The following is a 14,040-nucleotide window of genomic DNA, read 5'->3' as shown; positions in this document are numbered from 1 at the left end:
TCGGAAGGGAGATAGAAATGCTAAAAGGAATACCGAAAATAATGAGTCCAGATTTAATGAAAGTTCTTTTAGAAATGGGGCATGGGGATGAGATTGTTTTAGCGGATGGCAATTTCCCCGCTGCCTCTTGCGGGACGCAGCTAATTCGATGTGAAGGTCATGGGGTTGTTGAAGTATTACAGGCAATTTTGCAATTCTTTCCACTCGATACGTATAGTAATCATTCTGTTTCGTTAATGAAGGTTGTAAAGGGGGATCATGTATCCCCCTCCATTTGGGAAACGTATGATGCGACAATTAAAAAATATGATACTCATTTTGATGGGTTTGAGATGATTGACCGCTTTGCGTTTTATGAGAGGGCAAAGAAGGCGTATGCGATTGTTGCAACGAGTGAGAGTGCTCTTTATGGCAATATCATTTTAAAAAAGGGTGTGGTTACGGATTAACGCATGATGAAACTAATATATTATTTGAATAAAAAATTGATAAGGTAGTAGGTGATAGGATGAGTGAATTGCTACTGAAAATGGATGGAATTAGTAAAGCGTTCCCTGGTGTGCAAGCGCTTTCTAATGTGCGGTTTGAATTGAAAAAAGGCGAAGTTCACGCACTTTTGGGAGAGAATGGAGCCGGAAAATCTACATTAATGAAAATTTTAACAGGGATTTATCAAAGAGATACTGGAACGATTGCATACGAAGGAAGAGAAATCGAGGTTCCCGATACAAAAGCAGCACAAAGACTTGGAATCAGCATTATTCATCAGGAACTTAATTTGGCTCCGCATTTAACAGTTGCCCAAAATATTTTTATTGGAAGAGAACCTAAAGGGCTATTTAATCTTTTTTTGGATGAAAAAGAACTCAATAACAAGGCAAAAAAACTATTTGAAAGGTTAAACATTCATCTAGACCCAAGAGAATTGGTAGGCAATTTAACAGTTGCGAAACAGCAAATGGTGGAGATCTCTAAAGCTCTTTCTTTTGATTCAAAAGTATTGATTATGGATGAGCCAACCGCAGCTTTAACGGATACTGAAATCGATGCATTATTTGTTATGATTCGGAAATTACGGCAGGACGGTGTGGGAATTGTTTATATTTCTCACCGTATGGAAGAGCTAAAGAAAATTACAGACCGCGTATCGATTATGCGAGACGGTACATACGTAGGAACGATGAACACGAAGGATGCAACGATTGAACAAATTATCTCCATGATGGTTGGAAGAAAAATTGATAACAATCAAAAACCAGAAATGAAAGAGAGAACGAGAGAAAAAGTGTTTGAAGTGAAAAATTTAAAGAGAGGGAACGTGATAAAGGATGTAAGCTTTGAACTGTATAAAGGGGAAATCGTTGGCTTTGCTGGATTGATGGGAGCTGGAAGAACAGAGGTAGCCCGTGCCATATTTGGGGCAGACCCATTAGATTCAGGGGAGATTTTTATTAAAGAAAAAAGACAGAATATTGAAAATCCTTCTGATGCAGTACAACATGGAATTGGCTATTTGTCTGAAGATCGAAAACAGTTTGGACTTCTAGTTGGGATGGATGTAAAAACAAATATTGCAATGGCATCGATGAAAGATTATGTAAATCCTTTTGGCTGGATGCGTGTATCTAAGGTGGAACAACAATCTGAAGAACTCATTCAAAGATTACGAATAAAAACACCATCAGGTAATCAATTAGTAAAAAATCTTTCAGGAGGGAATCAACAAAAAGTAGTTATAGGCAAGTGGTTGACTAGAGATTCAGATATCTTAATTTTTGATGAGCCTACTCGTGGTATTGATATCGGGGCAAAAGATGAAATTTATAAGTTACTACATGATTTAGCACAGCAAGGAAAATCTATTATTTTGATTTCTTCGGAACTTCCTGAAATTTTAAGAATCAGTCACCGTGTCATTGTCATGTGTGAAGGCAAAATAACAGGAGAATTGAAAAATGATGAAAAAGCATCGCAAGAAGCGATTATGACTCTTGCAACAAAACGTATTATGTAATGGATACTAACGGATGATAAAGGAGTGAACAAAAATGGAAATACAAAAGGTAGTCGAACTTCCAGCTGAAGGGAAGATGAGGAAAGGAATAAATTCAAATGCGCTTCAGCAGCTTCTAGCATTTGCAAGTTTAATTGTACTTGTTGTCATTTTTTCAATTGCTTCAGCTAATTTTCTACAATTTGATAACATTATAGGAATCTTTCTATCGACAGCTGTTACAGGCATCCTTGCTTTAGGGGCAACGATGATTATCGTTACAAGTGGAATTGATTTATCCTGTGGAACCGTACTAACCTTGTCTTCGGTTATGACAGGTGTATTTGCTGTCAACTTAGGTTTACCGGTTTGGGTAGCTGTTGCCTTAGGTATTTTAATAGGTGCCGTAGTAGGGTTAATTTCTGGAGCCGCAATTGCAAAATTGAAGATCCCCCCATTTATTGCAACGTTAGCTATGATGATGATTGCGAAGGGGTTGGCACTTGTTATTTCGAAAGCCACTCCAATTTATTTCACTTCTATACCAAGCTTTAACAAAATTGCGATGGGTTCTATTATTCCCGGCTTTGCTATTCCGAATGCTGTTTTCATCTTTTTTGGAATGGCTATTTTTGCAAGCTTAATTTTAAATAAAACGATCATCGGAAGGTATACATTTGCACTAGGAAGCAATGAAGAAGCAACTAGGCTTTCTGGAGTGAATGTTGATAAGTGGAAAATCATTATCTATATGCTTGCAGGTGTTTTTACTGGTGTTGCAGGGATTATAATGGCATCTCGTCTAAATTCTGCCCAGCCAGCTTTAGGAGCGGGATATGAATTAGAAGCAATTGCAGCAGTCGTTATCGGAGGAACTTCTTTAAGTGGTGGTAAAGGAACAATTCTTGGTACTGTTATCGGTGCATTAATTATGAGTGTGTTAACAAATGGTCTTCAAATCCTTTCCGTACCGCAAGAGTGGCAAACAGTAGTTGTTGGGGCGGTTATCTTATTAGCAGTTTACGCAGATGTGCTACGAAACAAAAAAGCAAAGAATTAACTACGATACTGTTTTTAAAATAAAACAATATATAGGGGGAGTTTTGGATGAAGAAAGCAAAAAAGGGCATCGTTTTATCGTCAATTCTCGCAATCTCAATGTTTATGGGAGCGTGTTCTTCAAACAATGCAAGCACGGGAAGTAAGGATAGTAATGCTCCTGCAAGGGATGATGGCAAGCGCTATGTTGCGATTATTTCAAAAGGTTTCCAACATCAGTTTTGGCAGGCAGTTAAAAAAGGGGCTGAGCAAGCAGCAGATGAGTATAAGGTGAATATTACATTTGTAGGTCCTGAAACGGAAGCGCAAGTTGATAAACAAGTTGAAATGCTCCGTAGCACACTTGATAAAAAACCAGATGCGATTGGTTTCGCGGCATTAGACTCTAAGGCAGCTCTTCCTTTGTTAGAACAAGCAAAAAACAAAAAAATTCCTGTTGTTGCGTTTGACTCAGGTGTTGAGGGAGATATACCTGTAGCAACAGCGGCAACAGATAATAAAGCAGCGGCAGCTCTTGCAGCTGAGAAAATGGCTGGATTAATTGGTGAAAAAGGAGAAGTAGCAGTAGTTGCTCACGACCAGACAAGTAAAACAGGTGTTGAACGCCGAGATGGTTTTGTAAATACCATCAAATCAAAGTATCCAAACATCAAACTTGTTGATATCCAGTATGGTAGCGGCGATCAATTAAAATCGACTGACGCTGCTAAGGCAATTATGCAAGCACACCCAAATGTAAAAGGTATTTTCGGTACAAATGAAGGGTCTGCGATTGGGGTAGTAAATGCTGTTAAAGAATTGAACAAAAAGAGTGTAGTAGTAGTGGGCTTTGACTCTGGAAAACTACAAATTGATGCGATTAAGAGCGGAGTAATGGCAGGGGCGATTACGCAAAATCCAATTGGAATTGGTTATGAAACTGTTAAAGCAGCTGTTGAGAACCTAGATGGGAAACAAGTATCCAAAACAATTGACACTGGTTTTTATTGGTACGATAAAAAGAACATTGATGATCCAAAGATTAAGGAAGTTCTATATCAATAAAATTTAAATCGAAACTAGCGGTGCAAATAAGAGAGAAATTGAGGTGCATACCATTGCCAAGTGTAATAAATGATTTGAAATTATATGCAAATAAGATTGTCCAAACGGGTCTTGTAGTAGGAGCAGGTGGAAATTTAAGTATGAGAGACGGGAATATGATGTATATCTCTCCTAGCGGTTTTGATTTGCAAGAGATAGAAGACCATGAGTGGGTACGTGTCAATATTGAAACTGGTGAGATATTGGATGATTTAAAACCATCTTCTGAAATATTAATGCATCTGGAATGTTTTCGTAAACGTCCTGATATAACAGCTGTTTTACATGCTCATCCAAGTTATTCGGTAGGTGTATCATGTACTGGTCATACCATTCCGAGTCTATTCCCAGATTTTCCAGCAATGATCAAAAGCGTATCTTATCTTGAATATATGATTCCGACTACAGAAGTATTGGCTAACGCTGTATCAAATGTGATTGAAGAAAATGATGTAGTCGTAATGAGGAATCACGGAGTACTTACGGTTGGTAAAACAATGAAAGAAGCATATTTTCTTATGCAAATTCTAGAAGAAGCGGCCAAAGTATATACGATTGCATCGACTGTGGGCGTGCCAAGAATTTTGACAGAGGAAGAATGTCACGAATTAAGAAATCTATCTTCTGAGAAATATAGATTACAACTACTAAAAGATGCGGAGTAATTGAAGTGTTTCCGAGGGGGGGAAGGAATGGAAAAAGTTTGGGCTTTTGATTTAGGTGCATCTAATGGGCGTTTAATGGTAAGTGGATTTGATGGAAAACGCCTTTATCTTGAAGAAGTTCACCGGTTCTCCAATCGCCCTATTTACGCAACTGGTCATTATTATTGGGATATTTTAAGGATCTTCCAAGAAATGAAGAATGGAATAGGGAAAAGTATTCAAAACGGTCATAAGTCGATCGAAAGTTTATCTATCGATACGTGGGGCGTTGATTTCGGACTTCTTTCTGCAACAGGGGAATTGCTTAGCAATCCTTATTCTTATAGAGATCCGCATACAAATGATAGTTTAAAAGAAATCACGGAAGTCATTCCGAGGGATGTTTTGTTCTCTCGAACGGGGGTCACGCCAGCAGCAATTAATACGATTTGCCAGCTTTATACGATAAAAAAGAATAACCCAGATTTGATAGAAAAGGCAAAAACTCTATTATTAACACCAAACTTATTGAGTTATTTATTTTCCGGCGAAAAGGCGAATGAATATACGATTAGTACAACGACATCATTATTTCACATTCATGAGCGTAATTGGGATACCGCCATTATGACTAAGTTAAAGCTACCTAAAGAAATCATGGGAAATATTGTGATGCCAGGAACAACTCTCGGTCCGACACTTTCTTCCATTCATAACGAATTTGGCATGAAGCCTGTTAAAGTTATTGCTGGTGCAGGACATGATACAGCCTGTGCTCTTGCCGCACTGCCTATAAAGTCAGAAAATTCTGTGTTTATGAGTTGTGGTACATGGATCTTAATGGGAGTTCAAGTGAAGGATCCAGTCATTAATGAACAGGCTTTGGAATGGGGCTTTACAAATGAAGGAACGGCAGATGGCGAGTTTCGGCTACTTAAAAATATTATGGGGTTATGGCTCATTCAAGAATGTAGGGGGACTTGGGCAAAAGAAGGCAAGCTTTTTACTTACGAAGAAGAAGCAACGTTGATTCGAAATACAAAGCCATTTGCACATTTCATAGACCCAGATGATCCTTCTTTCTTCAATCCGGAAAATATGCTAAAACAAATCCGAGATTTCTGTATAAAGAGTGGTCAACAGTCGCCTGAAACGGAAGGGAGTTTCCTCCGCTGTATTTTGGAGAGTCTTTCATTCAAGTACAGATGGGTGTTAGAGAAGCTGGAAGTGTTAACTGGTAAGTCAATAGAAGTCATCCATATGGGCGGCGGTGGCATTCAAAATGATCTTTTTTGTCAATTTACCGCAAATGCGACTAACCGCCCAGTTGTAGCGGGACCAGTTGAAGCGAGTGCGATTGGAAATTCATTATCGCAATGGATTGCGCTAGGGAAAATAAAGGATTTAAAGGAAGGTAGAGAGATTGTTGAAAACTCGTTTCCTGTTAAACATTATCAACCTCAAAACCAATTAGAATGGCAGGAAGCATACGGCCGTTTTATTGAAATAATCGATAATAGTGTAGTAAGAAGGGAGCTTTAAAATGAAAACAGTTCATAATAGATTTTACAATACATTACCGAAAATCGGAATTAGACCAACGATTGATGGCAGAAGAAATGGTGTACGTGAATCTCTTGAAGATATGACGATGAATCTTGCAAAATCGGTAGCAAACTTAATAACTGAAAACTTGCGTCATTACAATGGCGAGGCAGTAGAATGTGTCATCGCTGATACATGTATTGGCGGTGTGGCGGAAGCGGCCAAAGCGGCTGAAAAATTTGCGGTAGAGGGAGTTGGTGTTTCTATTACTGTTACACCATGCTGGTGTTATGGTTCTGAAACGATGGATATGAATCCAGACATTCCAAAAGCAGTATGGGGATTTAATGGAACAGAACGTCCAGGGGCAGTGTATCTTGCAGCTGTCCTAGCTGCCCATAATCAAAAGGGTATTCCAGCTTTCGGCATATACGGGAAAGATGTGCAAGATTTAAGTGATACATCTATTCCTGAAGATGTGCAGGAAAAATTACTTCAATTTGCAAAGTCTGGTCTTGTCGTTGCTACTTTAAAAGGAAAATCGTATCTTTCGATGGGATCTGTATCTATGGGGATTGCCGGTAGTACCGTTAACCCTGAGTTTTTCCAAGATTATTTAGGAATGAGAAATGAATATATTGACATGTCTGAATTTGTTAGAAGGATAGATGAGGAAATTTATGATAAGGAAGAATATGAAAAGGCTTTAAATTGGGTGAAAGAGTATTGCCTAGAAGGTCCAGATAATAATGCGGAAGAAATGCAACGATCGAGGGAGCAAAAGAATAAAGACTGGGAAACTAGCGTTAAAATGACGTTAATTGCAAGAGATCTCATGGTTGGAAATCCGAAACTAGAGGAACTTGGCTATGGTGAAGAAGCGCTAGGACATAACGCGATTTCTGCAGGTTTTCAAGGCCAGCGTCAATGGACGGATCATTTCCCCAATGGAGATTTTATGGAGACGATTTTAAATTCTTCCTTTGATTGGAACGGAATTCGCCCGCCATACATTATGGCGACTGAAAATGATAGTTTAAATGGAGTTACGATGCTATTTGGTCATTTATTAACAAATACAGCTCAAGTTTTTGCAGATGTAAGAACGTATTGGAGCCCAGAGGCAGTAGAACGCGTGACAGGACATAAACCTGAAGGATTGGCGGCAAATGGATTTATTCATATGATTAACTCCGGTTCGGCTGCACTTGACGGGACAGGACAACAAACGAAAGATGGAAAGCCTGCTATAAAACCATTTTGGGAAATTACGGAGGAAGAAGCTCAAAAGTGTCTAGCAGAGACTTCCTGGAGACCAGCTTCAACAGGATATTTCCGCGGGGGTGGATTCTCAAGCGATTTCTTAACAAAAGGAAATATGCCTGTAACAGCAGCTCGTCTCAACCTTGTGAAAGGATTAGGACCTGTTTTACAAATTGCAGAAGGCTATACGGTTGAAATACCAGAAGAGGTTCACGACGTATTGGATGGGAGAACCGATCCAACTTGGCCAACAACTTGGTTTGTGCCAAATATAACAGGAGAAGGTGCCTTTCAAGATGTTTACACAGTAATGAACAATTGGGGTGCCAACCACTGTGTAATAAGTTACGGTCATATTGGCAGTGATTTAATTACTCTTGCTTCCATGCTCCGAATCCCTGTCAATATGCATAACGTCAAGGAGGAGAACATATTCAGACCGAGTGCATGGGGTATGTTCGGTACAAAAGATCCAGAAGCAGCAGATTACCGTGCCTGCCAAAACTTTGGTCCATTATATCATTAATGTAAAAAGTCCCCCTGATCATATGTCGGGGGGTACTATAGAGCATATTTTTTCGTATTGGAATGAAAGTGTAAGATTTGTAGTGCTTACAAGAATCATAAGTAATAGGAAACTCTTAAACATACGGATACACACTATTTTCGTGTCCGAAATAATAGAACAATAAAAAACAATGGGGGTAAAAAGATGGTTAACAGTTTATGGAATGAAACAAATGCATCACAATTATCGCAAGGAGTAGACGAATTAGTGTATCGTTCAAATTTAATTGGAACAGACCGTGCTGTATGTAATTGGGGAGGCGGAAACACATCGGTAAAGACATTTGAAAAAGATTTCCGCGGCCGTGATATAGAAGTGATGTGGGTTAAGGGAAGTGGATCAGATTTAGCAACGATGAAAGCACAAAATTTTACGGGTTTAAGAATGGAAGACATTCGTTTATTAATGGAGCGGGAAGAAATGTCAGATGAAGAAATGGTAGAGTATTTAGCTCATTGTATGATTGACAGTAAGCATCCACGTGCATCTATCGAAACATTATTACATGCTTTTTTACCTTTTAAACATGTGGATCATACACATCCAGATGCCATTATTAGTCTTTGCTGCGCACATAATGGAAGACAAATTGCGGAGGAGATTTACGGCAATCGTTTCGTTTGGGTTCCGTATGTGCGTCCTGGATTTACGTTATCTAAAATGATTGCAGAAGGTGTGAAAAATAATCCAAATGCTGAACTCGTGTTAATGGAAAAACATGGCCTAGTCGTTTGGGGAGATACGGCGAAGGAAAGTTATGAAAGAACAATTGCAGTTATTAATGAGGCAGAACAATATATGAATGAACGGGTGAATGAAAGTACTATATTTGGAGGTCAAAAATACGATGCCCTTTCAGTAGAAGAGCGTAGAAGCATTCTTGCAAAAGTAATGCCGATTATTCGCGGGGCAGTTAGCGACGAAAAGAAAATGTTATTATCCTATGACGATACAGATGAAGTACTTCAATTTGTGAACAGCCACAATGCACGAGAGTTTTCGCAAGTTGGAGCAGCTTGTCCTGATCATTTAGTTCATACAAAGCGCAGTCCTCTTTATATTGATTGGGATCCGCAAACAAAAAATGTGGACGGATTAATAGAGAGTATTAAATCTGGTGTTGAAAACTTTAAAGATGAGTATAAAGCTTACTTTGAACGTAACAAATACGAAGGAGACAAAATGTTTGAATCTGCACCTCGCGTTATTTTAATTCCTGGTATCGGTATGGTGAATACCGGTAAAAATGTGGCGATGTCAAAAGTAAGTGGTGCGCTGTATCATAGGGCAATTTCGGTAATGAAAGGTGCTACAACACTTGGACGTTTCGTTTCTTTAAATGAAAATGAATCTTACAATGTGGAGTACTGGCCGTTAGAGTTATATAAATTATCGTTAGCACCAACAGAAGCGGAATTCTCTCGCAAAGTTGCGTTTATTACAGGTGGCGCTGGTGGAATTGGAAGTGAAACGGGACGCCGCCTCGTTTCAGAAGGTGCGCATGTCGTACTTGCTGATTTGAACTTTGAAGGAGCAGAAAAAGTTGCTGCTGAAATTAACGAGAAGTATGGCGAAGGTCGTGCGCTCGCGGTGAAAATGGATGTAACAAAAGAAGAAGAAGTAAAGGAGGCATTTGAAAAGGCCGCTCTTGCTTACGGAGGTATTGATTGTATCGTAAACAATGCAGGACTTGCGACGTCTAGTCCATTCGATGAAACAACGCTTCAAGAATGGAATTTAAATATGAACGTGCTCGGAACAGGTTACTTTTTAGTAGCACGTGAAGCGTTCAAGCAAATGAAACAGCAAGGCATTGGTGGGAATATGGTATTTGTCGGCTCGAAAAATTCTGTGTATGCCGGAAAAAATGCTTCGGCATACAGTTCTGTAAAAGCACTCGAAACGCATTTAGCGAGATGTATTGCAGCTGAAGGTGGTGAGTATGGTATTCGTGTAAATTCAGTTCTTCCCGATGCGGTATTGCAAGGGTCAGCTATTTGGGGTTCAAAGTGGCGCGAAGAACGTGCCGCAGCATATGGTATCGAACCGGATCAATTAGAGGAACATTACCGTAAACGTACAACATTATTAGTTAATATCTATTCGAGAGACATTGCTGAATCGATTGCTTTCTTTGCCTCCTCAAAGGCAGATAAAACAACGGGATGTATGATTACAGTGGATGGTGGTGTAACAGCAGCATTTACGAGATAACTATTACGTTTGTGAAAAGGTATTTCAAAAGAAGTATAAGAGGAAAATGTTTTTTGCCTCTTATACTTCCATATAAAAGAATAGCGAATTTCAAAGAGAGAATAGAAGAAGTCAATGTGCAGAAGGGGCCATTTTACATTCGCTTTTCAAAAGGGGATGGAAATTTGAAACTGAGAAACGTATTAACAGGGGGATTGCTTTTTAGTACTTTATTATTTTCTTTAGGAGGCACTGGAGAGTTTAGTAAAGCAAAAGCAACATCACCTATTACGATTGAAACTCCAAAGCCAGAGGGAAAGAAACTATCACTTTGGTACAACGAGCCAGCAAAAGATTGGGAAAAACAAGCATTGCCAATCGGTAATGGCTATATGGGTGGAATGGTCTTTGGCGGAGTCCAGCAAGAACGTATTCAGTTTAATGAAAAAACGCTTTGGACTGGTGGACCAAGCAGTACGAGTGAGTATACGTACGGGAATCGTGATGGGGCAGCGAGTCACTTAAGTAGCATTAGAGAAAAGTTATCAAAAGGTGATAAATCAGGAGCAGAAAGGGAATCTACTCAATTTCTCACAGGACTTCAAAAAGGCTTTGGTTCCTATCAAAATTTCGGGGACATATATTTAGATTTTAATATGCCAGATGCGTCTTCATTTTCTAATTATCGCAGGGAATTAAACTTAAATGAGGGAATTTCTACGGTGTCCTATAACTATAAAGGTGTTCAATATAATAGGGAATATTTTGCAAGTTATCCTGATCGCGTTATGGTCATGCGTTTAACTGCTAGTGAAGCGAAACAGCTTTCATTAGATGTTAGACCAACGAGTGCACAAGGAGGGCAAGTAACGTCCAAAGATAACAAAATTACGATAAAAGGACAAATAGCGAATAATGGAATGAAATATGAATCGGAATTTAAAGTACTAAATGAGGGCGGGACATTAACAGCAGAGAATGGAAAGATTAAAGTAGCAAATGCAGATAGCTTAACAATTATTATGACTGCAGCTACTGATTATGAAAATAAATATCCTACTTATAAAGGGGAAGATCCACATCAAAAAGTTGAAAAAATCATGTCCGCTATTTCTAACAAGAGTTATGAGGTTTTAAAATATACACATATAAAAGACTATTACTCTTTATTTAATCGTGTTTCTTTAAATTTAGGAGGGGAGCAACCATCCGTTCCAACAAATGAACTACTAGCATCTTACAGTAAAGAAAACAGTAAGTATTTAGAAGAATTATTTTTCCAATATGGAAGATACTTGCTCATTTCTTCTTCAAGACCAGGAACGCTGCCTGCAAATCTGCAAGGGGTATGGAATAATTCGAACACACCACCGTGGGAAAGTGATTATCATTTTAATATTAATTTGCAAATGAATTATTGGCCTGCAGAAGTGACAAATCTGTCTGAAACAGCTGAGCCATTAATGGATTATGTTGATTCATTGAGAGAACCGGGAAGGGTTTCAGCAGAAAAACATTTTGGTGTTACAGGCGGCGGGTGGACCGTTAACACGATGAATAATCCATTTGGATTTACTGCGCCTGGATGGGGATTAGGCTGGGGATGGGCACCTAGTGCGAATGCCTTTATTGGTCAAAACCTTTGGGAGCATTACAAGTTTACGGATGATAAACAATACTTACAAGAAAAGATTTATCCGATACTGAAAGAAGCGGCAGAGTTTCATAGTAAGTTTTTAGTAGAAGATCAAAATAAGAAGTTAGTTGTTTCTCCATGCTGGTCTCCAGAGCTTGGTGGAATTTCTAATGGATGTGCCTTTGACCAACAGTTAGTATATGAATTGTTCTCTAATGTAATTGAAGCGAGTGAAGTTTTACAGGTTGATAATGTATTTCGGGATGAGTTAAAGGCGAAAAGGGATAAATTATTCCCGCCAATTCAAATTGGTAGATATGGTCAGGTGCAAGAGTGGAAGGACGATATAGATAATCCTGGTGAAACACATAGGCATATATCCCAGTTAGTTGCGCTATATCCAGGAAGTATGATTAATCACAATACACCAGAATGGCTAGAGGCAGCTAAAGTTACTTTAAACCATCGTGGTGACGAGGGAACAGGCTGGAGTAAAGCGAATAAAATTAACTTATGGGCACGTTTGTTAGATGGTGACCATGCGTATAAAATCCTGCAAGGTCAACTGACAGGAAGTACGCTCAGCAACTTATTTGATACGCATCCGCCGTTTCAAATTGATGGGAATTTTGGCGCAACATCAGGAATTGCTGAAATGTTAATTCAAAGCCATACCGACTCCATTCAACTATTGCCTGCACTTCCGAAAGCTTGGAAGGACGGTTCATATAAAGGATTAAGAGCACGCGGTGCATTTACGATTGATGCGAACTGGAAAAATGGTATGCCTACAGTTATTCAGGTGACTTCTGATCATGGAAACGATGTAAAGTTAAAAAGTCCGATGTTCAATACATCGTTTACTGTGACAAGAGTCGGCACAAATACACCGGTGCCATTTACGAAGGATGGCGATATGATTTCATTTAAAACGGAAGCGGGTAAAAAGTATAAAATTGAGTCTATGCTTAGTTTCGATCTAGAATCTCCGAGCAGTGTAACAGCAGGAAATACAGTTAAGGTAAAGGCAAACTTATCAAACTTTGGTACGTTGAAATCTTCATCTGGAGAAGTGGTTGTAAAGGCTCCAGAGAGCTGGAATGTGAAGCCAATTAAAGTAGCTTTTGAAGGCGTTGAACCAGGACAGTCAAAAACAATTGAGGCAGATTTACCTGTCCCTATTGATATAGTTGCTAATAAGTATGCCATTGAAGCGGAAGTAAACACAGATAGCGGGACGGTTCGTAAATCCAATCAAATAGAAGTAACACCAGCAGTAAAGTTAATTTCGGCAAATATTGACCCAAATCCAATTAGTAGCGAAGGTGGTTCGACTACATTAAAGGTAAAGGTTCAAAATGAAATGAAGGAAAAAGTGACACCTGGAAAAATTGAATTGCAATTACCAGAAGGCTGGAATGCACAGCCAATAGCAACAGACTTTCAATTACCGGCAGGAGGAGAGGAGACATATTCATTTGTTATAACTCCGCCATCTGAGTTTAAAGGAGTAAGAGAAGTTGGGGTTTCTGTAAAATTGGGGAATGCGGTGATAACATCAACGAAAGTGCAAGTTGCTTCTGGCGGCATCTACCTTAGTGACATTTCATGGGTAAAAGCAACCGCAGGCTGGGCAACGGTTCAAAAAGATAAAAGCACTGACAAAAACCCACTTTCATTACTCGGAACGACAGGACCAATTACGTATAAAAAAGGGATCGGTACTCATTCGAAGTCAGAAATTACGTACGACATATCAAATGCAACTTACAAACGATTTCATTCATACGTAGGAATCGACCAGGAGCCTGGTGGTAAAGGCGGTTCGGTCGTATTTAAAGTATTACTTGATGGAGTAGAAGCATTTAATAGCGGTACAATGTACTATAATACGCCAGCAAAATTTGTTGATTTAGATCTTACAGGTAAGAAAGAATTAAAACTAGTCGTTGATGATGCAGGTAACGGTAATGGAAATGATCATGCGGATTGGGCGGATGCTTGGTTGAGTTATAAATAGTGTTGATTTAGTCGTTACTCTTTGTAATTATACGGA

9 protein-coding genes are annotated in these 14,040 nt (G+C 39.1%); all 9 read left to right on the top strand.

What is annotated here, in order from left to right; all coding sequences use genetic code 11:
- Positions 1-17 precede the first annotated feature (17 nt).
- The 9 genes from fucU (at position 18) to MKY00_RS15410 (ending at position 14,004) form a co-directional block, all read left to right on the top strand.
- On the top strand, positions 18-449 hold the full coding sequence (gene fucU, locus MKY00_RS15450) for an L-fucose mutarotase (RefSeq protein WP_016717938.1): 432 nt from the start codon (positions 18-20) through the stop codon (positions 447-449).
- A gap of 59 nt (positions 450-508) precedes the next feature.
- Complete coding sequence (locus MKY00_RS15445) at positions 509-2,014, top strand: sugar ABC transporter ATP-binding protein (RefSeq protein ID WP_016717937.1); 1,506 nt, start codon at positions 509-511, stop codon at positions 2,012-2,014.
- Positions 2,015-2,048: 34 nt separating this feature from the next.
- Positions 2,049-3,053 (top strand): ABC transporter permease, encoded by a 1,005-nt coding sequence (locus MKY00_RS15440; RefSeq protein WP_016717936.1) that lies wholly within the window; start codon positions 2,049-2,051, stop codon positions 3,051-3,053.
- Positions 3,054-3,100: 47 nt separating this feature from the next.
- Positions 3,101-4,096 (top strand): ABC transporter substrate-binding protein, encoded by a 996-nt coding sequence (locus MKY00_RS15435; protein ID WP_016717935.1) that lies wholly within the window; start codon positions 3,101-3,103, stop codon positions 4,094-4,096.
- 53 nt (positions 4,097-4,149) lie between these two features.
- A complete protein-coding gene (locus MKY00_RS15430; RefSeq protein ID WP_016717934.1) occupies positions 4,150-4,800 on the top strand; it encodes a class II aldolase/adducin family protein in 651 nt (216 codons plus the stop codon).
- Positions 4,801-4,827: 27 nt separating this feature from the next.
- Positions 4,828-6,321, top strand: a complete 1,494-nt coding sequence (locus MKY00_RS15425; RefSeq protein ID WP_016717933.1) for a rhamnulokinase — start codon at positions 4,828-4,830, stop codon at positions 6,319-6,321.
- Position 6,322: 1 nt separating this feature from the next.
- The gene (locus MKY00_RS15420) at positions 6,323-8,113 is read left to right on the top strand and encodes an L-fucose isomerase (RefSeq protein ID WP_016717932.1); all 1,791 of its coding nucleotides are present in this window, start codon (positions 6,323-6,325) and stop codon (positions 8,111-8,113) included.
- A gap of 186 nt (positions 8,114-8,299) precedes the next feature.
- Positions 8,300-10,369 carry a bifunctional aldolase/short-chain dehydrogenase gene (locus MKY00_RS15415; RefSeq protein ID WP_341035163.1) on the top strand — a complete coding sequence of 690 codons (2,070 nt, stop codon included), beginning with the start codon at positions 8,300-8,302 and terminating at the stop codon, positions 10,367-10,369.
- A 164-nt stretch (positions 10,370-10,533) separates the two neighbouring features.
- The gene (locus MKY00_RS15410; protein WP_033678458.1) at positions 10,534-14,004 is read left to right on the top strand and encodes a glycosyl hydrolase family 95 catalytic domain-containing protein; all 3,471 of its coding nucleotides are present in this window, start codon (positions 10,534-10,536) and stop codon (positions 14,002-14,004) included.
- Positions 14,005-14,040: the final 36 nt, after the last annotated feature.

This window comes from Bacillus sp. FSL R9-9834 (assembly GCF_038006905.1).
Classification (GTDB): domain Bacteria; phylum Bacillota; class Bacilli; order Bacillales; family Bacillaceae_G; genus Bacillus_A; species Bacillus_A pacificus.
The sequence above is the reverse complement of the archived record's forward strand: the minus strand, read 5'-3'. Positions and strand labels throughout refer to the sequence as shown.